This window comes from Paenibacillus physcomitrellae, assembly GCF_002240225.1.
GTDB classification, from domain to species: Bacteria; Bacillota; Bacilli; order Paenibacillales; family Paenibacillaceae; genus Fontibacillus; species Fontibacillus physcomitrellae.
In genome coordinates this window covers 3,841,226-3,867,093 of sequence record NZ_CP022584.1, presented here as the reverse complement: position 1 = coordinate 3,867,093, position 25,868 = coordinate 3,841,226, and the positions used below count along the sequence as shown (strand labels likewise).

Below are 25,868 nucleotides of genomic sequence, written 5' to 3'. Positions count from 1 at the left end.
TCCGGATTTTTTTAAACCAGATATACCGCTCTTCCCCAAGCTTCATCATATAGACAATGCTGAGGATCATAAACGGCACCATCGTAAAGTAATGATAAATAAACGTATAACGAGGGACGAGCACCCATGGGATATAGACGGATAAATAAGCAATCCAGACGCTGTACATCATCCGGTCCCGCCGCTTGATCGAAATCCAAATCGTCAGCAGAATTGCAAAAATCCCCGTCCACCAGATCAGCGGATTCCCCATCGTTACCATGGTGGCCTTCATGCCCGGCGCCAGATCAGGACCATTGTACAACCAAAGCGGACGTTTCATAAACGGCCACTGCCACCACTGCGAGGAATATGGATGCGTCGCCGTAAGCTGGCTGTGGTAGTCGTACATGTGAATCTGAGCATCGATCAGGTTATTGAATGTGTAGCCCCCGGCCGCTTCGTTTAATACCGGAATGAAGGACAAGCTGTAAATGATTGCAGGAATCACGATGAAAAAGACTACACAGCTCGCCAGCGTGATGATCGTATTGCGGGTAAACCGGCTCGCCGTCATCTGGTACAAGCTGCCCCGAGACGCTGCCCCGCTCCCCGCCGTCTCTTCTATAGAAGTCTCTTCGTTCTGCGCTATCCAGCGTCTCGCCGCTTTCATTTCCCGGAAGCGGGCATACAAGTACATGCCCAGCATCACGGCTAACCCGGCTCCTCCATAAGCAACGTTCCATTTAGAAGCCGTCCCGATGCCAAAGAATAAACCGGCGAGACCTAAAGGGATCAGCGTTTTGCCGATCGGCGTTGTATAGAAATTATGCGACATGTAGCGATGCATGAAATAGTACATGACCATTAGGAAAAAGACCGCATACACATCAATAGTCGCCATCCTTGTCTGTGTGAAATGCATAAAGTCCAAGGCAAACAGCAGCGTTGCCGTAATGGCATACCGGCTTCTGCCAAATAACGTGAGCGCCATCCGGTACATAAGCGGCAGCATGCCGATCCCGAATACAGTCCCTACAATCCGCCAGCCGAACGGGCTGAGTCCGAAGATTTTAATGCCGAGCGCAATGAGGATTTTCCCGAGCGGCGGATGGGTATTCTCATAAGCCGGCATTCCCTTCAGATATTCATAAGCTGTTCTCGGATGATAGATCTCGTCAAAATAAGTGCTGTTCATGTAGCTCGGTCTATAAACGTCCGTATCCGGCTCATCGAACAGCTGATCCGGGGAACCGGTATCTTCAGCGGAAACCGCCTCACTATGAATAGAAGCAACAGGAATCGCCTGATCTGACCCGCGTCCGTAAATGGCCGCCTCATGCACAATCGTCTGCGCTGATTCCGCCGTAAATTTAATATACCGGGCTTCAATCAGGGCCTCCGCCGTATTCCACTTAAACACCTTGCCGTAAAGATCAAGCTCCACGGCATGGTCCCAGTGATCCGGCGTATTGCTGAACTCCATTTTGACCACCCCCCGGCCCGGGCCAGCAAACAGATTGATCCGTTCCAGCGACTGGGTTGAACCCAGATCCACGTAGAAGTTCTCCCCATCGGCCGTAGTTTGCCAATAAGTCGTCGGAGATTTCAAATCCCCCAGCTGATACAAGGCAATAACCGCGTAAAGCAGCGTAATGGCACCAGCCCACATCCAATCCTTGCGCTGCATTCGGGGATTGCGAACAGAGATCGCCGAATGCTCCAGCTCTTCGAGAATCAGCTTATCCGTCATATGGCGTTCATCACGCGAAGTCACCGGCAGCTGCCGGATGTGACCTTTGAACAGAATCTCCCGAGAGGTCAAAAGCAAATAGAGAAGAAAAGCCAAATTAACAATGGCTGAAACGATCGCTATGCCGTCAATCGGTGTGGCTGAATTGGAGGCGTGGTAATTTTTCAGCACGTAATCGATGTTCACGTATTGGGTAACGCTAAACCCGAAGAAGACGAGCAGCAGCCGGCGGTCCCGAAGTTGAATAAAGGCAAACAGGGAAATGAGAAGTGCCGGGAATAAGTAACGTTCGTGCATTTTCGGTCCAAACAGGTAAACGCAGGCGATTAATATTAAAGCCAGCAGATAAACGCTGAATATTCTGCCTTTGGAGTTTGTGCGAGATTCGCCGGATGGGTCTTCCCTCCTCAGACTCGTTCTGCTGCCCCACGCAAACCACACGGTCAGCGCTACGGAAAGAATCAGGAACAAGTTTCCCCAGGTTCCAAAGCTCAGGAAACCCCATGTTTCCGTCAGCGGCTTCCAATTCCCCCCGGCCAGTGAAAACAAATTAAACGCGTTAAGCACCGCATAAGGATAAGAAGACAAAGTAGATCTATACAATTGATAAAAACCATTGATCCCGCCATTGTTCCAGTAGAAAGGCGCTGCCAGAATAAGCGTTGTAAGCAGACCGTAGAGAACGGTTAGCAGGAATGTTTTCCAGCCCTTTTTTTGCAGCAGGAAAACAAGCAGCAGCACCGGCGTAAAAATCAAGGCCTGAGGTTTAATAAGCACCGCGAGTGCGAACCAGACTCCTGAATGAGTGGGTTTACGTCCCGCGAGCGCATTCAGGCACAATAGAAGAAAGACGGCAAAAAATCCGTCAATCTGGCCCCAATTGGCCGAATCGATCCATACAGCAGGATTAAACAGGTAGATAAAAGCCAGCGCCAGCGCAAGGCGTTCGCCGATTTTGCCGCGGCCCAGCCGGTACAGCAGGAACCCTGCCGCTAGGTCGGCCAGGATCGCCGGGAGCTTGAACAGCAGCCGTGCTGCAGCCGACGTATCGGCAATCGACAGCGCCGATTTGATGGCGCCAAGCACATATAGAACGTACAGATAACCCGGAGGGTAATCGGCGAAGATCCCTTTTTCATAAAAATGCCCTACCCCTGTCTGTTGCAGACGTTCAGCCCAATACATAAAGGTAGTTAAATCCCCCGCGTACCCTTCCATCCGCAATCCGGACCAGATCCGGACCACAAAGGCGGCAGCCAGCAAGATCAGCAGCAGCATTTTATAATCAAGACGCGGCCTCAGACTTTCGTCCTTCCGCATATAAATCCGGTATATGTAAGCAAAGAAGAGGCTGAACAAAGCAAGCATCAGCACAGTAGAAGTGACCGATACCGGAAGCTCCCGTTTGGTCTCCGGTTTGGCAATGTCCATGTTGACTACAGCAGTCGTTGCAGCCGGTTTAACGGTTTCTTCTATAGAAATATCGTCAAAGTAGGCGGTTCCGGTCGTAAGCGCACCGTATTGCCCGAGTCCCGCCGCTATAGTCACTTCCGTCTGTTTGGGACCTGTTACGCCCGTAAATTCAACTTCCTGCCAGCCCCCTTGGGTATCGTAGACCTGAGGATAGCTCGCGCTCACTCCGGAAATGAATAAATTGGCCCCGCTCCCGCCCGAAGCCTTTGGCAGACCGGAGGTTTTGACCCAGCCGGATATTTTATAGTAGGTACTTGGCTTAACCGTCAGCTTCTGAATCCATCTGGCATGGTTGGGCTGAATATTTTGCACCGCTGCGGAAGAGGTACCGGTATGCGCCTCCTGATGATCGACCCACAGCCTGCTGGCCCCTTGATCCATCAGCCACATATCCTGGCTCCACACCTCAGGCATGTCTCCGGACACCTGTTCAAAGCTGCTGTTCAGCAGCTGGTTGGCATCCGCCGCTCCCACGATCCTTGGCATCATAGCCAGCAGCAGACTTATGGCAAGAAAAAAGACGAAGCTTTTGTTCAATCGGATTCTGGTCGTTCTGGTTCGATTATTCTCCAATGATTGTCACACCTCACGAGCCGTAATGGATAATGGATAGGTAGAAGCAAAAAAGCAGCCCGGCGTCAAAAGCCGAACTGCTTCTCTATTTTCGATAGATAAGGGTGAAAAACCTGCAAACCGCCGGATCTTATTCCGAGCCGATAAAAATATAACGGGCAAGTACGATAACCGCCAGCACCCACATCAGCCAGTGGATCTTCACTTTGTTCTTGGATACCAGGTTGCTGCAAAGGGCTAGAATGACGTAAGACAAAATGCCTGCCGAAATTCCGTTCGCGATGCTGCCGGTAAATGGCATCAAAATAATCGTTACAAAAGCAGGGAAGGCATACAGGAAATCATCCCATTCGATGCTCTTCACTTGTCCCATCATCAGCACGCCGACGATAATCAGCGCCGGGGCCGTAGCAGCACTAGGCACAACGCCCGCAAGCGGTGCGATAAACAGGGACAGCAGGAACAATACGCCGGTCGTAATTGCTGTAAGACCTGTACGTCCGCCCTCGGCAACACCCGCCGTACTTTCCACATAGGACGTAACCGTACTTGTACCGAGAGCGGCACCGGCACTGACGCCGACAGCGTCTACCAGCATTGCTTTCCCGATCATTTTCTCGCCTTTCTCTTTGTCCTTCATCAAGCCGGCGCGAGTAGCCGTACCTACCAGCGTGCCGAAGGTGTCAAACAGCTCGACGAACGTGAAGACAAATACGATTTCGAACAAACCGAGTTTAAAGGCAGCGCCAAGATCAAATTTGCCGACAGCCAGATCATTCAGGTTCGGGAACCAGGTCGCTCCAGACAAACCGCTTGTGTTGGTAACATCCATAGGGATACCGATCAGCGTAGTCGCCACGATGCCGATCAGCAGCGCACCTTTCACGCGAAGCGCCATCAGAATCGCAATGAGGATCAGACCAATCAGAGTCAGCTGCACTTCATGGCTGTGTACCATATCGCCAAACGTAAAGTTGATGCTGCTTCCGCCGATCGTCTGAGTTGGATCTGTAACACCGGACAAGTTAACGCCAATCAGGTTGCTCAGTTTAAGGCCGATGCTGGCTACGAACAAACCAATACCTACTGTAATTGCAGCCTTCAAGCTTTGCGGCAGAGCCACAATCAGGAGCTGGCGAATCTTCGTTACCGTCAGAATCAGGAAAATAATCCCCGAAATAAACACGGCGCCCAAAGCCGCCTGCCAAGTAATTCTTCCGTCCGAGCTGAGCACGACGGTCATGAAATAAGCGTTCAGACCCATACCCGGCGCCAGCGCGATCGGAATGTTAACGAACAAGCCCATGATGATGGTAATCAGGCCTGCGCCTACGCACGTTGCGAAAAATACGCCGTCAGCCGGAATACCGGCCCCATCCGGTCCCAGGAACAAGTTGTTCACGAACAGGATGTACGCCATCGTCATGAAGGTGGTAATGCCCGCGATAATTTCGGTTCTTACCGATGTGCCGTTCTCTTTCAGCTTGAAAAAACGATCCATTTACCTAAATCCCCCTTAAATAATCATAAACCTCAAAACCCGCAAGAACTGCAGGAACGACAAACAACCCGGGCATACATCTATTCCCCGGGTCCTCGCAGTAGCCAAGAAGACGGATTCGCAAATTCGATTCGCAAACCCATTTCTGCAGCAGCCTTCAGCAGGCCAAAACAGCCTTGCAGGGTGCGCGTCTTCTCACTTCGTAGCCAGATCATTTACGGTGACCTCGTAGAAACTTCCGGGCCAATTCCCGGAATTATACGAATACTATTGAATTGTCAGCAGCAGTTCTCATATGCCATGACAGATACCTTACATAGCAGTTACAAAACATATTTTAGGCACGGAAAGAGACCTTGTCAATGATAAAATACGAATATTCGGGATTATATCGTTTTTAAACGTTCGCCATTTCCAGTATATAGTCTTTTTAGGTTGTGCCAATTACGGAAAACTATTCTAAAACTCTTTATACCGATCCAGAACGATCGTTTTCTTCTCCTTGCTGCTTGCGAGCGCTGCTTCAATAATAGCAATAACCGCCAAACCTTCTTGAGCCGTTACAGGAGGTTTGGCTCCTTGCAGCAGGCTTGCAGCAATTTGCTTGTAATAAGTCAAATAGGAGCCCGGTAAAGTTTCGATCGTGTCCTGCTTCTCCGTTTCTCCGTCCACAGTAATGAGCTTGCCGTAAAACTCCGGTTGATCTGCTCCAAAGGAAGAGTCTGCAGGCTTGTGACCTTCTTTTAGCAAATTCTCCTGTCCGTCAATTCCATATTTGATAAAGCTGCCCTTGCTGCCGTGTACCTGAAAACGGGGACCATTCCCAGCCACGATAGAGCCGGCATGCAAAATAACCCGCAGTTTGCTATATCCGAGCACAAGATGGAAATAGTCATCAGTCTGCGCGTTCTCTCTTTGCCCGAACACATCAGCTGATATAGATTCCGGCCAGCCAAACAGGTTTAGGGCCTGATCAATGAGGTGGGAGCCTAAATCATACAGCGTACCCGATCCAGGGAAAGGCTGTTCTCTCCAGCGGTCTCTGACATGTGGTCTGAAACGGTCAAAATGAACCTGGTAAGTATTGATTTCGCCAAGCGCCCCCTCGTTCACCAGCTTCTTCACCGTCAGAAAATCATTGTCCCATCTCCGGTTGTGATAGACGCTTAACAGCAGCCCTTGTTCCTCGGCTATGCGGATCAGCTCTGTGGCCTCCCTCGCTTCTACGACCATAGGCTTCTCCAGGATGACATGTTTGCCGGCCATGAGGCTTTGTTTGGCCATTTCAAAATGCAGATGAGTCGGCGTTGTAATCACGACCAGATCAATTGCCGGGTCAGCCAGCACCTGTTCCAGGCTGCTTACAACCTCCGCATTTTTCAAATCCTGCTGTACCTTGTCTGTATTAGAGCTAACCACTTTGGCTATTTCAAACTCTTCTAACACGCCCATTAGCGGCGCATGAAAGGTAGCTCCCGACAAACCGTAGCCAACCAACCCTACTTTAATGGTTTCCATTCGATATCCTCACTCTCTTCCTGAATAATAAGTTCAATGTCATGGTCTTTCATTTGTTCCTTCATGTCATCATCCGGCGCTAGATCGGTAACGATGACATCAATGTCTTCCAGATCGCAAACCTTGTGCAGGAATTCCCTTTGGAATTTGGTATGATCGGCCAGCAGCACGACTTGACGGGCGCGGCTGATCATTTTTTTCTTCAGGAAAGCTTCCTCTTCGTCCGGAGAAGTCAAACCATCCCCGCTAATGCCGCAGGCTCCCAGGAAAAGCTGGTCAACCTTGAAGTCGTTCAGCATCTCTATCGTTCTCGGACCTGTCAGATTTCTGTGCTTCTTATTAAATTTCCCCGGCAGCAAAAAAGCCTGGATCTCGGTATGCTTACCCAGCAGGTCGACCAGATCTATGGAGTTGGTAAGTACGTTAACCGTTTTATGGCCCATATGTTTAGCCATCAATGCGCAGGTGGAGGATGTATCGATCAGCAGATCATAATGGTCATGAATCAGCGACACAGCTCTCTGGGCGATCCGCTCTTTCCCTTCGGTGGCTTGCCGCGCGGTGTAGTCGATCAGCACTGGAGTTGAGGACGGCAAAGCCGCTCCCCCCTTCACCCGGATAATGTCCCCGCGTTCATCGAGCTTAACAAGATCTCTGCGTGCCGTATCTCTTGAAACCCCCAGCATTTCGCAGATCTCTTCAAGTTTGATCGTTTTATGGGAAGACAAATACGTTCTGATCCAGGTTAACCTTTGTTCCTGGTACATCGTTATAGTCAGCTCCTTCTTTGAGGGAGTATTCAGATACATGCAAATTCGGCATTTGGATATGGAGGTGGATGCGAATATCGATGTGGATATGGATATGCACTTAGCACCAAGCAGCTGCATTCATAAAAATGCTTAATTCACTTAAGTATAATAAGCAATACGAATGTGAGCAAGTGAAGATTAAAAAAATCCCCTTCATTTGCAGAAATACGCAGATGAAAGGGAGGCGTTAGGATTGTTATGTGACTCTGACTCTGCCGCTTAAGATGGAACAGGATGAAATACATTAAAATACTTAGGAATATATAGAAATACATAGAACGCAAAAAACCGTATCCCTAAGTCAGGATACGGTTTTGAAATTAAACGTTTAGCAGACTATTCCCACTCAATCGTCGCCGGCGGCTTCGAGGTAATGTCGTACACGACGCGGTTCACGTTCTCCACTTCGTTAACAATACGTACGGAGATCTTCTCCAGCACGTCCCAAGGGATACGCGCCCAGTCGGCGGTCATGCCGTCGATGGACGTTACCGCACGGATGCCGACCGTATGGGAATAGGTGTGCATTATAGAGTTAATTACTATTCATTTACCACGTTGTTCGGTATATCAATTGTAGCGGTAAAATGACCAATTTCAATAGTAGATAGCACAAAAAGCTGCGTTATGAGGAGTTTCATAACGCAGCTTTTTGTTTAAGTTAAATTTATTGATTCACCATGGTGACCACCAATTCTGTTGAGTTTTAATCGTTTTTGTAATTTCGAAATCATTAATCCGTTTACTCTTCTCATATGCATTTTCGATATACGTATCCGGACTTGCGACAAAATCATCTTCAGTTACCAAGGAGATATACGAGCCATTTAGAGAATCAACACTCTGGCAATTTGGGCAAACATATACAGGATCTTTTTGGTTTGTACGATTCTTGATGATAATCTCATACAACTTGCTTTCATCAATGCTTCTTGACTTGCAACCATCAGAATTTGTAACCGAACTAAGAATCCACCCATATCCACCAAAATAATAATCTTTTTGGATTACACCTACAATGCCATTACTTCTTGACGTTCTGTCTTCTCTAGTAATCTCCTTCAAAGAGTATTCAATCTCCCAGTCAATCCAGTTACTCTGCTTCATATTTGGAGAGATAACAACAATAGTTACCGAAGTATCAAAAATCATGCTCTTAAGATGATTTTTAATGGTTTCTGTCTTTCTGTCTGTCAAATTAGGCGAGGTGCTGGTTTCACCTTGATAATAACGAGCATCTGCGCCAAGAGCCTTAATTATTCGATCTCTTGTATGTTGAGCTTCGCTATACTTATAAGAAATGAATGTTTTACGTGCCATACCTGAACCTCCCCCTTTATTACCTTTTTCTTTTTTCAAGCATATTCACAATTTCAATTACAGTGTTAATCAACACTTTGTCAGTCTGGCTCACATCGCCCAGCAATTGATACCTATCTCTCAGTCCAACATCGGGAACATACCCGTCAAAATCATTTAAAACAGTCTCCCATATTTTTTTAGCAGTAAAGTCGGTCGCACCAATGGGAATGGGTATTACGCCGAGATTCACGCTTATTTCGAACTCTTCAATCATGCCATTTGCTTCTATTACAGCACCAGTTGAAGCATCAATTTTATTACCAAACATAAAAACGGAAATCCCTACGTTTTGAATCATGTTATTTCTGTGTTTAGTCCACAATTCCTTTATAGGGATTTGACCAGTTGTATTTTGGGGAAAAGGTCTCGAAATCAGACGTTCTTCTACCCGCTGACTTCTCGTTTTATAGATTTCTTCCAACGCACCCGAGATTACACAACTGCCAACTCCGAGACCAAAACCAGTTACAATATTGTTCCCGTTTTGGATTATTGCTTTACTGAGGTTACTTGCGAACTCTAAGCAGCGCTGCTCTCCCCAATTTCCATAGTTAGAAGCACTACCGGATACAAATAAATTTCTTCTCTTATATTGCTGTTCCACTTCCTTGAGGATAGCCGTAATATCCTCATATTGACTTACCAGAAGCACTTTAATGCTATATCTTTTCAGATCATTCACTTTTAACTTCTGCTTTATCTCAGCATATAAAAAATCTGATTCTTCCTTAAAATCATCTCGCTGCACCTGCTTCATAAAGCAGTAATGAGTACGTTGATTCTGACCCAAAAGGATTCTTATGCGACTCAAAATATATTCCAAATTGGGATCATCAAAACTAAATCCAATAAACAACATCGTTTTTGAAACGAGGTCGCCTTGAAGAGCCGTAGTAAATAGCTGCCGCTTGTTGTTATAATTTTCGTAATCATCTTTAGTTAAAACGGCCTCATGAGGTAATGAAATATCCCCGTGCATTTTATAAATCTTAGCATCACTATTCGGTTTTGTTACCGCTAAGTTTTCGGTCGTTATTTTCGAGTCGATTCTTTTTCCTTCAATCTTCAAGGCTTCCTCGATTAGATTATCATAGTTGGTTGTCCAATATGTATCTATAGGCAGCCTTGCTAAAATTTTATGATTTTCGGTGATTTCGACATCCTTTGTAAATTCGTCAATCAATGCCTGATTTATTTTCCCTCTGTTTCCACCGTTCTCATTAACATGGTATTGCGCTACTGCTATAAGATCACTTTCTTTATCAATATTTAAATTGATTTCTTCAGCGATATCTCGAAGCAGTTCCTTCCAGTTCACAAATCCCGCAGGTTTAGACAATCCTGCGCCCGCAAATACAGCCGCATTAGACTCCTCAATAGCAGTTTTATAAGTTTTCAGAAATTCGGCAATATCTTTATCCATAGATAATCCTCCTGTATTCACAATTCAAACCAGTGCTCTAAAGTAACTCCATTTGATTCTCCTTGCTTAAAAACACCCCACCGCCCATCAGCAACTTGTTCTATGTAATTGTATAGACCGTAATATTCCCTTTCATCCCAAGTCGTATCTTTATACAAAAGTGGGAGGATAGCTATTCTATCCATTCCTTTCGCTCCATCAGCTAGCCCAAGCTCCCATGGTATCCAAATTGATTGAATGCTTCCCGGTGTTGCCAATAACACGAATTTATTTGAAACGTTAATTCTCTGTTTCAGCTTCTCAGCCGTCTCAGATGATGTCTGGCTAGGCATACTGTGGTCAAGCCAATCAATATATGTCCTTTGACCAAATTGCGCTAAAAACCCAACCGCTTTCTTAACCTCTTCCTTATCGTCGTGACGATGGGACAAGAAAACCGTATTTGAAGTGCTGAATTGGTAATTTTCATTAAGAGACTTTTGAATCGACTGAGACATATTGTTCAACTTATTGAATGTTAGGTACGACATAGAAATCCTCCTCTTTTCGACCGTGTTTCTAGTTACCCAAATAATACTTTTCATAGGTATTCATTACAATACTATTATCTTAAATCACCATCTTTGAAAAGGGCAAAAGTATTACGACAATTGTCTTGAAGCCTCCCTAAGGAAGATTTGACTCTCTGAATTCTTTAAGTAGGGCTTTTTTGTCCCAGTATCACATCGAAACATTTAACTCACTCACGATTTTTTCTATGTCGAGAATGCTTATAGAATACTCGTATCGTTCAATTCTACTAACCATGTCCTACCTAATCCTGCACAATCTGCTAACTGTTCTTGGGTTATTCCACTGCATGTAGTTCACTTAATCTTTTTCCCAAGCTCCGTTCAAATGCCATGTCCAGACCCAAAATTTCCGATACCTTTTTATGATAGTTAGGTTATGGTGATTTAAAGTAGTGGTAATAAGAATTATTGAGATACTATAATTTAGCTAATCAAAAATAAAAAATCGTCAGGAAATTAACCTGATATCCGACGATCTTCCTGTTCATTAACTTTATGCGGGTCTACTTCGAGGATCTCACAAACATGTAAAGCATTATTCACAATGGGCAACCTAAACCTATTGTTCACATCTAACTACTGGAGAATTGTAAATGCCGAAATTCCCTTTTTTTCTTGTCCCGGCTTATTGATCATAGTTCTCTGAAGAGTACGAGGCAATTCAGCAAGTCGAGCCATGTTGAAGTCGAGGGGGCTGCTAGTCAGGCTTTGGATAGAATCCTCGAATTCCTAACGTCTAAATGGATACAATGAGTTTAACTTTGTCTCTTTTTCTTTCAAATATCCTTCGGCCCAGTCAACACCGGTACTAATCGCATCACTCATATTTCCTATACCATAAGTAAAACTTTTAATATTAAGGAAACTTACTTCATAATCTCCCTGCATCAAGGTATCGCCTTTTCCCTCTTCTCTTAGCCATATTCCAACTAACCGATTGGTTGCGCAAATATGGGCCTCATCAATATGGCCAGATGGCTCAGATTTCTCAATAACAACAAATCTTGATGCCGCAGCATATGCCAACATTTTTTCTTCATTAGTTAACAGTCCGATATCCGGTTGATCCTTTATTAAATAGGGGGAATACCCCATTTCTCTTAGTACATCACAAATTCTCGTAAGTTTATCCCATGCTTCAGGGGTATTATCTTTGCCTAAAACAAGTACCATTGATCTCTTCCAATCAGCTAACCAATCTGAAAAGGAAGTATCCTTTAATCTTATTTTGCTTTGTTCGAAGCATTCTTGCACAATTTCCTCTAATTTGTTTTCAGCTAAAGGTTCCTTTATTCCTAAATCACCAAATTCCTGATATATTCTTGTCCGAACATACGTAGGAGACTCAAGAAGCACAAACAGTCCTTCGTACAATGACCTTTGAGTAACCATCTCAACAAATGAGCCACATAATTGCTGCTTAGTTATACCCTTTCCAACATAGTCTTCTTTTTCTAAATTCAGCATTCGCCCTAATGCATAAATTTCTTCTTCAGAGTATGAATGCTTCAAGAAATTTATCAACCTTTGTTGATTTGCGGGAATATTATCAAAATGTAAATTCAAAGAGTTTTCCTTTGTCTCCATTATTATTTAACTCCAATCTGACATAAGGATCATCTGCTAGCTCATCTGGCATTAATATGGTTGTAATAATATACTGAAAATCTGGTTCTATATCATTTTCAACAAATGGCTTTTCCAATTCATCTCTAACATACGTAAATATTCTGTTATAAACAGATGGGTCAATATCATTAATATTAGGTGAGTCATGAACAAGTAATCTTGGGTGTGGTGTATTCGAATTTATAGCTAATTTTAATAACGCTAGGTCGAATGCTATAACCGCTAAGGTGATCGCTGCTGCACCAGTATCTCTGCCCTCACTCAAATTAAGATACCTAATAGTAGCTTCAAAGTTTTTCGCAATCTTGCTTAACTGAAATGAACCTATACGATTCCCGAAATACAAATACGAAACAACTTCCTGAAAATAATTTTTCAAACTTTCTATATTATCTTCCATTTGTTGTTGTATTCGATTGCGATTGGCTTTTGCAATTGTAAGGTTATCTTTCGCTAAGCCATGTTTTCTTCTATAATCGTCATGATCTCGGAAATACTCTAAATCCTGCTTTAATCCTGTTAATTTTTCCGTTAGTTCTTTTTGCTCTCTTTCTTTTTCTTCGATATTTTTTAATATCTCATTAGCATCTTCTGATATTTCAAGATTTAAATCCGCTATTTCGCTATCAATCTCAACTGCCTTCAATTGGATTTCCTCTAAAGTATGATTTAGCTCAGCAATAGCTTGTATTAAGTCTTGCCTTTCGTTTGACAAAATAGTCTGCATGGTTTCCAAAGCTCTGTCTGAGTCCTCTTCATTGGATGTACTTCGAGGGCATTTAAAAGACGGGTCGCCTGTAATGTCTACCAAACATACAGGGCATTTTTCATATTCATAAGTATCTAGTAGCAGATGTGCATAATGAGCTGTTTCTATATTTTCTTTTTCAGTTTGCACTTCATTTAAAGTAGCTTGGAAACTATTAATCCTCTTTCTAACTAAGTTCTCTTCTTTAGAGAGACTTAGTTTTATTTGGAGAAACTCCTGCTTTTGCTCAACTCGTTCATCATTTCTTTGTTGTAGCAGAATTAATTGTTGTTTTAGATCAGCTACTACTTCATTTTTAACTTGAATTTGCTCAATCACTACTGTTGCTTCTGATCGTATAACCTCTTCAGCTTGGTTAACCTTATGGTTGACATATTTCTTTATGATATCGAAAGCCTTTTTAGCTTCTTTTTCAGCTTCCTCCGCATTACTTACTTGTATATCGGCATTCAATGTCTCCGCGGTAGTTAACCCTGAAAGATATTGTTGCAGCTTACGTTTAGCCTCTGCGTTCGAAGAATAGTTCCCCGTCTTATCAATCGATTCAAATCCTCCAACTTGATCTCTAAAAATGATTTGCATAATATCACGGAACGATATAAATCTCTCACCTTCAAAAATGTTAGTTCCTGAAAATAGCTTATCTTCCATAAAATTTCTATAGTCTTTTATTGGGAATCTTTCACCATTTTTTTGCACACCATTTAGTAGATCATCGATAATCCATTCTCTATACAAAATACATATGTCACCTTTAACTAAGTTTCTCTGGACAGTAAATTGTTCATCTCCGATTCTAAACTCCATTAATAAATCATGCGATTCCAATGACTTACGTCCAAGTGCCTTGTCCTTATTTAAAAAAAGGCTTTTACCCAGCCCATAGTCCAACATATGGGCAAAAGTTGTTTTTCCGACGCTATTACGTATTCCAGGTTGACTATCTTTTGAATCTTCAGAAGCTTCGCTTATCAGCGTAGCACGAATTACGTTCAAGCCACCTCTAAATGTGACATCAGTTTTCCCTTTAGGCGGGTTTACCGCTACACGGTTGATGAAGAGAAAATTCCCCATTGTTCTTCTCCTACTATTCGTGATATTTTTTCATTAAGTATTGAAATATCTGTCCTCTTTACAACAAGACTAGAAAAATAAGCTTTGTTTTCGATGCTCATGATCGCATCGCTTTTTGATGGAAATTCTATAGAAGAAGTCAGGCGGACATCTTCACCTTCGATACTAATTAGACCTCTAGCAAATAACTCTTTTATACCTCGTATAAAACGCGTGTCATATTTTTGATTAATATAAGGGACAAGCAGTGCATCCAAATTTCCAATTTCCCATTCCGGAACAAATTCATTAAACTTCATTTCTTCTTCCTTAGTTAAAAGTCTGGCAAGAATTTTAGGGAAGCGTACCAGATATAAGGAACAAGCTACCTGGTTCATAGTGCATTTCGAAAAAAATTTCAAAATCATAAGTAATATAAATCCATTGAAAGAACTGCTCTCATCCATATCATACATAGCTAGCTCATGTTCAATATTACGCGTAGACAGAGTGACTCACCTTCATTCATTAAAAATGTAACAATCGTATGTTGTATCGAAAATAACCCCAGTTATTTGTTCAAGACATTCATCGTAATACTCCCGAATTTGCGCAGGAAGTTGTTCATATAAGTGCTCGAGCAACCGTTCGAATCTATAATCTGCCGCAAATTGATTAGCTGGATAGCTGTCACAAATCCGGAAGTATAGATACATGACCTTCTTTTTTAACTTGTTGTATTTACGATAGCCCAATTTTTTTGCTAATCGTTGAAGGACTGATATCTCTGTCCGGCTCCTCAATGCATGTTCTTGCTTATCCTTAGAAAACTTTGCTTTATTAGCAAGCTTATCTTTAAACTCAGTCATATCCGCGCTGTCAATATCTGCTGTGTATTGTTCCAACTCAGAGTCATCCATCTGTTCAAGTGCTTGTAAAAGTGAAGTAAACATATTGCCAAATTGATTTGCCAAGTCTGCATCTATTGGTCTAAACTCTGAGCTGTCATTTATAGTTCTCTGAATGGTTAACTCAAACTCTGTCACTAGGCTAGAAGCGACACCTTTTTGCACTGACCGCTCTACTAACGCATTTAATGCCTGAATTGTAGTAGAACGCTGCGGGTAAACATCGTAAGGATGCTCCTTAAGAACTACACGACACACTCTTTCAAGTTGTTCAGTTGTAGGACACATTTCATGAATTTTATCAATAATTAATTGCTTCTCCGGTTCGCTTGGACTGCGCATCGCCACCGTTAATCACCCACCCTATAATCGCCCTATGCTTGCAAAACTATCTGTCATTTATTTTTGTTATTCGACACATTTCCAGATTTCCCCTCTATTTTTCCTAATACTTTACAACTACTTGGTTGTTTGACACAATGAAGTATGAACTGATTCAGCTTCAAATCCAAACCTTACAAACTTTTTAACAATAAAAAAGAGAACTTTCAGTTGCAACATGAAATAATCAACAATACTTAATCTTTTGCTTATTTCCATTGTTACTCCTGATGGTAGAACAGTCAAAATTGCCTCAACTTTGCGAATTTCGAAAAAGGAATATCGAAGCCAATATGGGCTTTGCAGATGATTCCTGGTTGATCTCCTTGCTTACAGGTCGAACGAGTTTTCATCTTCTCCTCCTGAAGTATGATTCCAGAAATTTATCAAATTTGCTTTCCGTTGATGTGCGGCTGGAGTTCATACTTTTTGCGAATAGATTCCTGTCTCTCTATAAAATTTTTTGAAAAATTAGTAGCATTCATGATGCTTTTTCCTGTTTGTTTGAACCACCGGTAAGCTGTAAATGATTTTTTCCATGGACACGCTGTTTGTACACTCTCTCCATTAACATGACTTACATTCCCACTTCTACAATCCCTATTTCTTTCTCCATAAACCCTTTCCAAACGCGGAACATGCACAAATCAACATACTTCTTCACACGACCCCAAATTTCTTGATTGAGCTTGATATCCTGAAGCAATTCCTTAATTTTGGTCATAAAAATACTCCCTTCTATTTGCTGAACAACGCAGATAAAAGAGAGTAATTTTTAAGACTCTATAGTTAGTTGCACGTCAATTGGAAGTCATCATGTAGCTAACGCCGAAATCATTATTTATCAAGGCTTCCCGGCATCCTACTACATCATTTCAATCCAATTCATTCCCACTCAATCGTCGCCGGCGGCTTCGAGGTAATGTCATACACGACGCGGTTGACGTTCTCTACCTCGTTGACGATACGTACGGAGATTTTCTCCAGCACGTCCCAAGGGATACGCGCCCAGTCGGCGGTCATGCCATCGATGGACGTTACCGCACGGATGCCTACGGTGTAAGAATACGTACGAGCGTCACCCATAACGCCTACGCTCTTCATGTTCGGCAGTGCCGTGAAGTACTGCCAGATTTCACGGTCGAGACCGGCTTTGGCGATTTCATCGCGCAGGATGTAATCAGACTCACGCACGATGTGCAGCTTGTCCTCCGTTACTTCGCCAAGCACGCGGATCGCAAGGCCCGGACCCGGGAACGGCTGTCTCCAGACGATCTCCTTCGGCAGGCCGCATTCCTCGCCCACTTTACGGACTTCGTCTTTAAAGAGTGTCTTCAAAGGCTCTACGAGCTCAAATTTCATATCTTCAGGCAGGCCGCCCACGTTGTGGTGGGATTTGATCGTTTGTGCCGTAGCCGTGCCACTTTCCACGATGTCCGTGTACAGGGTACCTTGAGCTAAGAAGGCAAAATCGTCAAACTTCGCGGACTCTTCGTCAAACACGTAGATGAATTCGTTGCCGATGATTTTACGTTTCTGCTCCGGATCATCCACGCCTTTCAGCTTGGACAGGAAACGTTCGCTGGCATCGATCTTAACGACCTTCATATCAAACTTACCGACAAAAGTCTCCATTACGCTTTCGGCTTCGCCTTTGCGCAGCAAACCATGGTCGATGAACATACAAGTCAGTTGATCGCCAATCGCTTTATGAATCAGCATGGCTACAACGGACGAATCCACGCCGCCGCTCAATGCGCATAGGACCTTCTTGTCGCCGACCTGATTGCGAATGTCCTGAATGGTATCTTCAATCCAGGTTTCCATACTCCAGTTGCCTTCGCAGCCGCAGACTTCATAAAGGAAATTGCGGATCATTTCATTGCCGTACACGGAGTGGCGGACCTCCGGATGGAACTGTACACCGTACATTTTACGCTCGTCGTTGCTAAAAGCAGCAATCGGAGCATGGTCAGTCGAAGCGGCAACCTTGAAACCTTCAGGCAGCGCCACAACATGGTCGCCATGGCTCATCCAAACCGTTTGTCTTGAATCCAGATTTTTGGTCAAAGCCGAGTCAGGAACGAAATCGACATCAGCTTTGCCGTATTCCCGTTTAGCCGCACGTTCTACTTTACCGTTCAATTGCTGGGCCATAAGCTGCATCCCGTAGCAAATGCCGAAAATTGGAACTCCAATGTCATAAATCGCCGGGTCTACATGCGGGGCATCCACGCCGTACACGCTGGATGGTCCGCCGGAGAACACGATGCCTCTTGGTGCAATTTCCTTAATACGTTCTACTGGCGTATTATACGGCAGCAGTTCGCTGTATACCCCAAGATCGCGGATACGTCTTGCAATTAACTGATTATATTGTCCCCCGAAATCCAGGACGACAATGATTTCATTTGGCTTATTCATTTCCGAGCCTCCCTCAATTCTTGAGACCCATTATACGCAACGACAAAAGACAACGTCAAGAAAGTTCAAGGGGTCCTTCCCTTATCATGAATCCAATTTCCGGCAGGTATCCAAAAATCTTCGGGTTGTTTGCCGATCCGGCAAATCCCCTCCATAATAAAGCGGCTCCCAAACGCTCATAAACCGCTCCATTTCGGCCTTTCCTGGCTCATCCATTCTTCGCTGCAAAGCTTCCGCATATTCCCTTGCGGTCGCTCCATTTGCTAGCTTGCCGTACCGTTTGTGCAGTCCTGCCCAGGCCGCGTCGGCCGAGCGGAGCAGCTCGACTTTTCCCGGGAAATGTCGTTCATCTGACGGCGTGTTCGATTTGGAGGAGACTTGTTTAAGCGGATTTCTGCGAACAAATCCTCCGCTGCCGATCATTCCTCTGCGCATTCCCATGAATGCGAACGCCAGCAGCAGAAGGAGAACAGCAGCAACAATTACCGTTTGATAACGGTTAAACACTCCGCCCGCCTGCTCAGCCAAAGTCCAAACCTGGATCAGACCTGCAGCAAAAACAGCCGTAACGTCGGGCAGGTCCATGCTCCACCCTTTTCCAAAAGTATGTAAAGCCGCAGGCTGCTGTCCATGAGCTGCGCTTCCGAAACCACTCGCGGCATCTCCAGATGCTGCCGTGAATCCGGGTGTTGGCTCAAATGGAACCCAGCCTTGGCCTGGAAAATAAACCTCTACCCAGGAATGGGCATCCGCATAGCGGACCGTATATTCGCCGGAGCCGTTTGACTGTCCGGGAGCAAAACCTTTAACCCAGCGGGCGGGGATTCCCTGACTCCGCAGCAGAATCACCATAGCCGTTGAAAAATGGTCACAGTATCCCGCCCGCTCCCGGAACAGGAAGTCCTCAACGAAATCACGGCCGGCTGCCGGGATCGACGTGTTTAACGTATATTTGTAGTTGCTTTGTAAATAAGTTTCAACCGCTTTGGCCGCTTCATAGCGGCTGGTCGTTCCGGACACAATCGACTGACCCAAATTCCGCACGGAATCCGGGAGCGCTGCCGGCAGCTGAAGATACTGGTAACGAATTTCGGATGGGTCCGACTGAACGATACCATTACCATTGGCACTGAGATCAGTTGAAGACATTTCTGCAGGCATCTCCGGTTTCAGAGCCGCTGCTATTTCATAACTGCGGATGGCGCCGCTTGTCGAAGAAGTCTTCAAATAAGCCGATCCGGCTTCCTTGTCTTCAAGCAGCGTGTAGGCCGAAGAAGCTGCCGAATACGGCGATGAAGGAGTCCCGGCCTCCGTGTTCACCTGACGAACCGCCAGAAGCTCCCCGCCGACGAACAAAGGGACTGTTCCGTATTGAGGTTCGGCAAAGGTGATTTTTTGAATTGCGGTCCCGGAAGTGCTGCTTGCTGTGCTGTCCTCTGGTGAATCGCCCGGGGCTTCCTCTGCCGGAGGAGAGTTCACGCCTTCAGCCGCAGGCGAAGGATCCGGCTCCGTCCAGCCGCGTCCGTCGTAATAACTCAAGGATTCTCCACGCCAATAGGTCTGCTGCGGAGATTCGGCCGTGAAATAAACGTCCTCCCGCAGCTTAAGCGGGCTCCCCAGCTCTTCATCGCTGCCGCCGTATCCGGTTACGGAATAACCGCTGCCTGCACTGCTCTCGGATTCGGCCCATGTCTCCATGCTGCCAAATGCCTGTCCCCAATCTACAGCCTGCGCTGGTTTGACGGGAACAACAAAAGCCGCTGCCAAGGATGCCCCAATCCCGAAGGCAACAATAAATCCTCCCATTCCCATAAGAACTCGACCGGTAGAGGGTCCCTGTCTTCGCAAAGAATCCTCTGCTGGTTTACCGAGATCAGCATGATGGAGAGCAGCATGACGGGGCTCTATATCGCCAAGAACAGCATTACCGGGATTGGTATCACCAAAATCGGCATTACTAAAACCAGCATTACCGAAACTAGCAGTACCAAAACTAGCAGTACCGAGGACCGTCTCACCAAAATCAGCGTTACCGAGACCTGTATTTTGTGTGAATCCATTACTTGCTTTTCTTAGTCCTCTTATCTCTTTCTGCTCCCTTTGCTCTTCCTGTTCTCCTTGTTCTCTTTGTTTTCCCTGTTCTCCTTGTTCACCTGAGAACTGTAGAGCCATTCTTTTTCCAGCGGTCTCAGCCGTTATATTGTCCTTATCCCGATCAGCCGCATGCCTGAAGTAGACCAAGGTGAACTGCAGAAGCAGACCCAGCCCAAAAGCGTACACGATTGGCCAGAACATATTCAGCCCGGCTGTCAGTTCAAATGCAAACAAATAAATGGCCGTGATGCAGAGAAACAATAGAGCTGTGTAGCGATTAATAGCCAGTAGTTGAACGGATAAGACCAATAAGATCCAGCCGGTCAGCAGCACCAGCACCCGTGAGGCCTGGCTGATGTCCGCCATGCTGCCGGTGCTCGCCCAAATGGAAGCATCCTTCAGCAGAATAGGGCCGTAGTCGATCAGCCATTTCCACCCCAGGCCCTCCCCATTCACATGGACCATCGCTTGACAAAGCGCTGCAAAGGACAATACCGAGGTCATCCAGAGCGGAAGCCCCAGACAGCCGATCAGTAGAAGGAATGCCGTTAACAAGGCCAGTACCACATAGTAGACCCGGCTGTCTGTCCCGCCAAGGATCCGCAAAGGCTCAAGCCATTGCAGAAACAAGCCGCAGAGCAGCAGCGAACACCAGAAACCGCCGAGCCAGCGGGAAGAGAGAGGGATAATGGGCGAAAAAGAGGGCCGGTTCTCCCGATTCTCCCGGTTTCCACGTTTACCCGCGTCCCCCACGTTCCCCCAGCTCCCCCTGCTTCCCTCGGACGCCTCATGCTGGAACATCCGCATCGGGCTTCGCCTCCTCTCCGGCCGGCACGGCCTGGCGGGCCGGGGCACCGGCAACGCTGGTGCCGGCCTCCAACAGGCCGCAGTGCACAAACCGAATGGTGGCTCCCCATTCGGTCACCTGCCGATTCACGTCCAGCAGACGTGAATCGGCCTTGCCGGTGATCACTGTCACCGGCACCCCCGGGCAGCTTCGCACCGCAGCTGCCAGCATTTCCGCGCCGGTCCATGCCCCGGCGCCAAGGGAGAGCCCGGCGAGTCCGGCCGGGCCTTCTTCCCCGAGGCTGTGCGGGTTCCACCTGCACAGCCGGTCCATGCCGCCATGCCGGAACATGACGGCATGGCCCTGAGCGGCCGCTTCCGCGAGCAGAAACGCCGCCGCCGACACGGCGGCTTCAAACGTCTCCGCGGCCGCAAGCGGCCCGGCGCCGGCGGTCAAGCGGCCGCCGCCGGGCTGCAAATCCTGCTTCCTCGGCTGATCCTCGTAAGCACTCCGCTCCGTGACCAGCAGCACGATGGACACGAGCGCCTCCTCTTCCTCCGGTGAACGGACTGCCCATTCACCGCGGCGGGCGGATATTTTCCAGTCGATGGCCTTCAGCGGATCTCCCGGCAAATAACCGCGAATCAACCCTCCAGGCCGGCCGGAAGGAACGAAACGTTCCCCGGCGTCTTCCCGGCGTTCCTGCTTGTGTCCTGCTCCCCCGTTCTCTCCTGCGGCAGCTGCAGCCGGAACAGGCAATACCGGAAGCAGCCCGCTGACTATACTGGGCCGTTTATAGCTGAACCAGCCGAACAAATCGGCATGGCTGGCATTGAGCTTCTCCTGTCCATAAATCCCGCGTGACAAACTGCGGGGCAAAGCCTTGATCATCAGGTTCCGGCGGAAACCGGCAAAGATCCAGTATTCCGCCGTTTCCCCGCCAAACTCGTCGCGAAGCTTCAGCCAGATTGGCGGCAGCCCGCCCTGCATCTGTACAAACAGCCGCATCCGTACAGGTTCGCCTGCTAACGGCATAACCGCTGAAAATTCACGGCGGATCGATACCTGCCTTGGCCCCACCCACCGGGCGGCGGCACCCTGCAGCAAAATAAAAGTCAACACAGCCAGCATAAAAAGAGCCGTGCGTCCGCCGTGCCAAAGCACAGCAGCCAGCATCAGCCCCCAAACCGAACAGCCGGCTATCCATACCCCGGCCGCTCTCATGACACTCCACCTGCCGCGGCGCGGCTGCTTACCGGCACAGCGGTGCCCAGCACCAGCTCCCGGACGATCTCTTCCGCCGTTCTCCCCGACATCCTCGCTTCTGCCGATAAAAGCAGACGATGCGGCAGAACAGCATAAGCAACGGCCTTCACATCGTCAGGAATAACATACATCCGGCCTTTGAAATAAGCCCCGGCTTGTGCCGACGTCATCCAGGCCAGCGTTCCCCGCGGGCTGATGCCAAGCGAAAGCCCGGCATGCCGCCTTGAGGCATCCGCTATCGCTACCATATACCGTTTGACACTGTCATCCACCGTCACCGTTCGTACCTGACGCTGCATGGCTGCAACTTCCTCCGCCAGTAGGACCGGACGCATCCGGTCCAGCGGATGCTGCTCATTCTGCTGCCCCAGCAGACGGATTTCCTGCTCCACGCTCGGATACCCCAGTGAAATCCGCATCAGGAACCGGTCAAGCTGGGCTTCCGGCAGCCGGTAAGTCCCTTCGAAATGCAGCGGATTCTGGGTCGCCAGCAGCAGGAACGGTTGCGGTAGCCTGCGGCTTGCGCCGTCGACCGTTACCTTCCGTTCCTCCATCGCTTCAAGCAAAGCCGATTGAGTCCGCGGCGCGGCGCGGTTGATTTCATCCGCTAGGACAACATTGGATAAAACCGGTCCCGGCCGGAACTCAAATTCCCCGCTGTTAGGCCGGTAAACCGACACCCCCGTAATATCCGCAGGCATTAAATCAGAGGTGAACTGAATCCGGCCGAAAGAGCCGCCGATGCCTTTGGCGATGGCACGGACCAGCATTGTTTTTCCGACACCCGGCACGTCCTCGAGCAGCACATGTCCGCCGCTCAGCATGGCGAGGAGCGTGAGCTCGATCTCTTTTCTTTTCCCGACAATAATCTGATCCAAACTCTCTGCAAAACGCTGTAATAAAGTATAAGCGTGTTCATGAAGCATTGAAGAGGCCATAGCTGATAACTCCTTTCCTGATCCCAAAGAAACAATCTATCAGCCATTCTCTCCATTTCAGCAAAAAATAGACCTTATTTCATAGAGTCCACTCAAAATCCGGTTAAGAGGCTTTAACCTCCCACTGCTTATCCGTTTTAGCGACCTTCAGTACCGGATGCCCCAGCCCATCCAGCAGGCTTCTCAAGGAAATCCAAATCGAGTCGTCGATCATCCGGATGGAGGCCCCTTCTTCAGGCCCCCCTGCTACTAGCCCCTCTACTCCTTCTCTACCATTTTGCCCGTTCGGAGTGTTCGGGGGGTTCGGCTCGATTTGCCCATTCACTCCAACTATCCCGAATCCACCGCGTACAACGGTTCCCGATCCCGGCAGCAGGAGCAGCTGCCCGTAACCCCATGTTACCTTTGCCTGCCTATTGGCCGAGTCCCAGTCCGCCGTTCCTCCTAGTCTTTCGACCAGTGCCCGCAGCGGCACGTAGAGCTTGCCATTCTCCACTTCATATTCTCCCGGATCCAGAGCGGTCTGTACGCCTCCGGCTGAGATCTCCAGCGGCAGCAGATTACGATCGAACAAAGCGGCATTCATCGTAATGTGATTCGCAATCCAGGTGCTGCTTGGTGCCGGCCGCCCCTGCGGCAGATGTTTGGAGATCGGGAACTGTACCGGCTTCGTATCCGGTCCAAGCGCCGAAAAAGTATACCCTTTATCCTTGTAATATTCGATAATTTGAGGCAGAGCTTTTACCGTATTGTCATGCCCGGAACCATCATGCATTAAGAGCACAATCTGATCCTGACCACCGGTGTCCGTAGCCTTCTTGAGGATCTCAGCGGCTGGAACGCCTTTCCGTTCGGAATCCCCGCTGTCCACATCCCAGTCGAACACCTTGTAGCCCGCTTGAGCCAATAAATCAAAGTAGGTTTGATCAAAATGCCCAAATGTTCCGCCCGGAGCCCGGATCAATTGAGGCCGTTTACCCGTAATACTGCGAAGGATCTCCTCCGTTTGTTTGATTTGTCCCCAAAAATCGCTAAAATTGTGATATAGCTTATCATAATCGTGATCATAGGAATGATTGCCGATTGTATGCCCGGCATCTGCGATTTGCCGGATCAATTCCGGTGAACGCTGCGCCTGCTGGCCCAGCACAAAAAAGGTTGCTTTTATCTGATACCTGTCTAAAATGCTCAGCACGCTGGCGGTAAGTTTGCTGGGTCCATCATCAAAGGTGAGGTATACCGTTTTGGACGGAACAGCCGGTTTGGCTGGGTCCGCTAGCTTGGTTGGACTCGTTACTGAATTTATCGGGGTTATTGGCCTGCCAGGGGTTATCGTTTGGTTGAAAGCTGCTGCCTGTCCAGAATTTGCTGCTTGCCCGGCTGCTTGTGCTGAAGGCGCCGTTGACAGGTTGTTAGAGGAAAATGCCGCGGCTGTCAGCCATAGGGCGGCTGCAATTACAAATATCCAGGACTTTCTATACATATCATTCTACCTCCATATATCCATACAAGAGTTTGGACTTTGCTAGATTATATGGAGGCACCGGATAAAATAGACTAGCCTTCGGAGGAACAGCTGGAGAGTGAAATAAAACATGAGCATTGTGCATGAATTAGAGGCTTTATTTAGGGATCACGGGTATTTCGTCCTTTGGATCGGACTGCTGCTGGAATTTATCGCTCTCCCTTTTCCCGGAGAAACAACCATGGCTTACGCCGGGTTTCTGGCCTATAAAGGCCTGCTCGACTGGCGGCTGCTGATTTTGTTTGCTTTTCTCGGCACCTCCATGGGCATCACTATCACTTATTGGATTGGCCGCAAGGCTGGTCTTCCGTTTATCCGAAAGTTTGGCAAGTGGTTCTTCCTCCCTCCCCACAAACTTGAAAAAACGAGGAGCTGGTTCGCCAAATACGGCTCTGGCTTGATCTTCATCGGTTATTTTGTGCCTGGGGTCCGACATTTCACCGGATATTTTGCCGGTTCGGTTGCTCTCCCGTTCCGGAAGTTTGCGCTGTATGCGTACTCGGGCGCGTTGGTGTGGTCAGCCTTGTTCATCGGTATCGGAAAAATCTTCGGTCCCCAATGGAAATACATGTTTGAACTGGCCGCCCATTACTCGATCATCGCTTCAATCGTTATCGTGCTGCTCATTGTGTTAACCGTACTGTACCGTTACCGCAAAGCCCAGCGCCGAATCCAGATGGAGCGCAGCTCTCAATCCCCGGCTCAGCCTGAAGTGCAGATTAGCAATGAACAGAGTGAGAATGCCACCGTTGAAGGGAACAAAGGTACTTCAGGTACTTCAGGTACTTCAGGTACTTCAGGTACTTCAGGTACTTCAGGTACTTCAGGTACTTCAGGTACTTCAAGCGATTCACCCGCTCCGTCTCCGGATTCGAATAAGGCCGCTGACCAGGCTAGTCAGGAAGCCAAACCGGTGCGGAGCGCTAATTCTTGAACACTGGCATGATGGAGATGAGCCTTGAATATATTTAGGAGAAATGGCGCCAAATAGGTAGGGTAGGATTGGACTGAGCTGAGCAGAACTTAGACGAGACGAACCAAGCAAGACCAAGCAAACCAAAACAGACAAGCTGGAACGCTTTTCACCCAGCTTTTGTACCGGTTGCCCCCAGCTTTTGTACCGGTTGC

Annotated in this window: 17 protein-coding genes, 2 pseudogenes and 1 riboswitch (1 of these 20 cut by a window edge); of the genes and pseudogenes, 1 reads left to right on the top strand and 18 read right to left on the bottom strand. The window is 47.2% G+C overall.

Annotated elements, in window-relative coordinates; all coding sequences use genetic code 11:
* From CBE73_RS17370 to CBE73_RS17290, 18 genes and pseudogenes are all read right to left on the bottom strand, one after another.
* Positions 1 to 3,778 carry the 5' portion of a glycosyltransferase family 39 protein gene (locus tag CBE73_RS17370; protein ID WP_157739611.1) on the bottom strand. The gene continues 122 nt to the left of window position 1, outside the view, so 3,778 of the gene's 3,900 nt are visible here — the first part of the coding sequence; its start codon is at positions 3,776 to 3,778; its stop codon lies off the left edge, out of view.
* Positions 3,779 to 3,908: 130 nt separating this feature from the next.
* A complete protein-coding gene (locus CBE73_RS17365) occupies positions 3,909 to 5,279 on the bottom strand; it encodes an NCS2 family permease (RefSeq protein WP_094095299.1) in 1,371 nt (456 codons plus the stop codon).
* Between the two features lie 183 nt (positions 5,280 to 5,462).
* A riboswitch (purine riboswitch) is annotated at positions 5,463 to 5,563 on the bottom strand.
* A gap of 175 nt (positions 5,564 to 5,738) precedes the next feature.
* The gene (locus CBE73_RS17360) at positions 5,739 to 6,797 is read right to left on the bottom strand and encodes an oxidoreductase (protein ID WP_094095298.1); all 1,059 of its coding nucleotides are present in this window, start codon (positions 6,795 to 6,797) and stop codon (positions 5,739 to 5,741) included.
* A complete protein-coding gene (locus tag CBE73_RS17355) occupies positions 6,779 to 7,564 on the bottom strand; it encodes a DeoR/GlpR family DNA-binding transcription regulator (protein WP_094095297.1) in 786 nt (261 codons plus the stop codon). The genes CBE73_RS17360 and CBE73_RS17355 overlap by 19 nt, the downstream gene beginning before the upstream one ends.
* A 381-nt stretch (positions 7,565 to 7,945) precedes the next feature.
* Positions 7,946 to 8,131 (bottom strand): annotated as a pseudogene (locus CBE73_RS17350) (GMP synthase (glutamine-hydrolyzing)); the annotation flags it as partial.
* A gap of 153 nt (positions 8,132 to 8,284) precedes the next feature.
* On the bottom strand, positions 8,285 to 8,929 hold the full coding sequence (locus CBE73_RS17345; RefSeq protein ID WP_094095296.1) for a TIR domain-containing protein: 645 nt from the start codon (positions 8,927 to 8,929) through the stop codon (positions 8,285 to 8,287).
* Between the two features lie 19 nt (positions 8,930 to 8,948).
* Positions 8,949 to 10,394, bottom strand: coding sequence for an SIR2 family protein (locus tag CBE73_RS17340; protein ID WP_094095295.1), 1,446 nt, complete (start codon positions 10,392 to 10,394; stop codon positions 8,949 to 8,951).
* A 17-nt stretch (positions 10,395 to 10,411) separates the two neighbouring features.
* Positions 10,412 to 10,891, bottom strand: coding sequence for a toll/interleukin-1 receptor domain-containing protein (locus CBE73_RS17335; protein WP_244905550.1), 480 nt, complete (start codon positions 10,889 to 10,891; stop codon positions 10,412 to 10,414).
* A gap of 804 nt (positions 10,892 to 11,695) precedes the next feature.
* Complete coding sequence (locus tag CBE73_RS17330) at positions 11,696 to 12,553, bottom strand: hypothetical protein (protein WP_094095293.1); 858 nt, start codon at positions 12,551 to 12,553, stop codon at positions 11,696 to 11,698.
* Positions 12,516 to 14,438: a DUF2326 domain-containing protein gene (locus CBE73_RS17325; RefSeq protein WP_094095292.1), complete on the bottom strand. Its 1,923-nt coding sequence runs from the start codon at positions 14,436 to 14,438 to the stop codon at positions 12,516 to 12,518. The genes CBE73_RS17330 and CBE73_RS17325 overlap by 38 nt, the downstream gene beginning before the upstream one ends.
* Positions 14,408 to 14,884, bottom strand: a complete 477-nt coding sequence (locus tag CBE73_RS17320) for a hypothetical protein (protein ID WP_174704763.1) — start codon at positions 14,882 to 14,884, stop codon at positions 14,408 to 14,410. The genes CBE73_RS17325 and CBE73_RS17320 overlap by 31 nt, the downstream gene beginning before the upstream one ends.
* 54 nt (positions 14,885 to 14,938) lie before the next feature.
* Positions 14,939 to 15,673: a hypothetical protein gene (locus CBE73_RS17315; RefSeq protein ID WP_094095290.1), complete on the bottom strand. Its 735-nt coding sequence runs from the start codon at positions 15,671 to 15,673 to the stop codon at positions 14,939 to 14,941.
* Between the two features lie 610 nt (positions 15,674 to 16,283).
* Entirely contained in the window at positions 16,284 to 16,430 is a 147-nt protein-coding gene (locus tag CBE73_RS21990) for a hypothetical protein (protein WP_157739608.1), read from the bottom strand.
* Positions 16,431 to 16,591: 161 nt separating this feature from the next.
* Entirely contained in the window at positions 16,592 to 18,130 is a 1,539-nt protein-coding gene (gene guaA / locus CBE73_RS17310) for a glutamine-hydrolyzing GMP synthase (protein WP_094095289.1), read from the bottom strand.
* An 84-nt stretch (positions 18,131 to 18,214) separates the two neighbouring features.
* Positions 18,215 to 21,031, bottom strand: a complete 2,817-nt coding sequence (locus CBE73_RS17305; protein ID WP_094095288.1) for a transglutaminase TgpA family protein — start codon at positions 21,029 to 21,031, stop codon at positions 18,215 to 18,217.
* Positions 21,012 to 22,235, bottom strand: coding sequence for a DUF58 domain-containing protein (locus CBE73_RS17300; protein ID WP_094095287.1), 1,224 nt, complete (start codon positions 22,233 to 22,235; stop codon positions 21,012 to 21,014). The genes CBE73_RS17305 and CBE73_RS17300 overlap by 20 nt, the downstream gene beginning before the upstream one ends.
* A complete protein-coding gene (locus CBE73_RS17295) occupies positions 22,232 to 23,215 on the bottom strand; it encodes an AAA family ATPase (RefSeq protein ID WP_373286400.1) in 984 nt (327 codons plus the stop codon). The genes CBE73_RS17300 and CBE73_RS17295 overlap by 4 nt, the downstream gene beginning before the upstream one ends.
* A gap of 103 nt (positions 23,216 to 23,318) precedes the next feature.
* A complete protein-coding gene (locus tag CBE73_RS17290) occupies positions 23,319 to 24,698 on the bottom strand; it encodes a polysaccharide deacetylase family protein (protein ID WP_094095286.1) in 1,380 nt (459 codons plus the stop codon).
* A gap of 112 nt (positions 24,699 to 24,810) precedes the next feature.
* Between CBE73_RS17290 and CBE73_RS17285 the strand changes: the two are divergent.
* Positions 24,811 to 25,395 (top strand): annotated as a pseudogene (locus CBE73_RS17285) (DedA family protein); the annotation flags it as partial.
* Positions 25,396 to 25,868: the final 473 nt, after the last annotated feature.

Coding starts and splice junctions, on each gene's coding strand:
- CBE73_RS17360 (WP_094095298.1), bottom strand. CDS start 6,797: ATGGAAACCATTAAAGTAGGGTTGGTTGGCTACGGTTTGTCGGGAGCT.
- CBE73_RS17330 (WP_094095293.1), bottom strand. CDS start 12,553: ATGGAGACAAAGGAAAACTCTTTGAATTTACATTTTGATAATATTCCC.
- CBE73_RS17325 (WP_094095292.1), bottom strand. CDS start 14,438: ATGGGGAATTTTCTCTTCATCAACCGTGTAGCGGTAAACCCGCCTAAA.
- CBE73_RS17300 (WP_094095287.1), bottom strand. CDS start 22,235: ATGAGAGCGGCCGGGGTATGGATAGCCGGCTGTTCGGTTTGGGGGCTG.
- CBE73_RS17320 (WP_174704763.1), bottom strand. CDS start 14,884: ATGGATGAGAGCAGTTCTTTCAATGGATTTATATTACTTATGATTTTG.
- CBE73_RS17340 (WP_094095295.1), bottom strand. CDS start 10,394: ATGGATAAAGATATTGCCGAATTTCTGAAAACTTATAAAACTGCTATT.
- CBE73_RS17335 (WP_244905550.1), bottom strand. CDS start 10,891: ATGTCTCAGTCGATTCAAAAGTCTCTTAATGAAAATTACCAATTCAGC.
- CBE73_RS17355 (WP_094095297.1), bottom strand. CDS start 7,564: ATGTACCAGGAACAAAGGTTAACCTGGATCAGAACGTATTTGTCTTCC.
- CBE73_RS17365 (WP_094095299.1), bottom strand. CDS start 5,279: ATGGATCGTTTTTTCAAGCTGAAAGAGAACGGCACATCGGTAAGAACC.
- CBE73_RS17290 (WP_094095286.1), bottom strand. CDS start 24,698: ATGTATAGAAAGTCCTGGATATTTGTAATTGCAGCCGCCCTATGGCTG.
- CBE73_RS21990 (WP_157739608.1), bottom strand. CDS start 16,430: ATGACCAAAATTAAGGAATTGCTTCAGGATATCAAGCTCAATCAAGAA.
- CBE73_RS17295 (WP_373286400.1), bottom strand. CDS start 23,215: ATGGCCTCTTCAATGCTTCATGAACACGCTTATACTTTATTACAGCGT.
- CBE73_RS17345 (WP_094095296.1), bottom strand. CDS start 8,929: ATGGCACGTAAAACATTCATTTCTTATAAGTATAGCGAAGCTCAACAT.
- guaA (WP_094095289.1), bottom strand. CDS start 18,130: ATGAATAAGCCAAATGAAATCATTGTCGTCCTGGATTTCGGGGGACAA.
- CBE73_RS17305 (WP_094095288.1), bottom strand. CDS start 21,031: ATGCGGATGTTCCAGCATGAGGCGTCCGAGGGAAGCAGGGGGAGCTGG.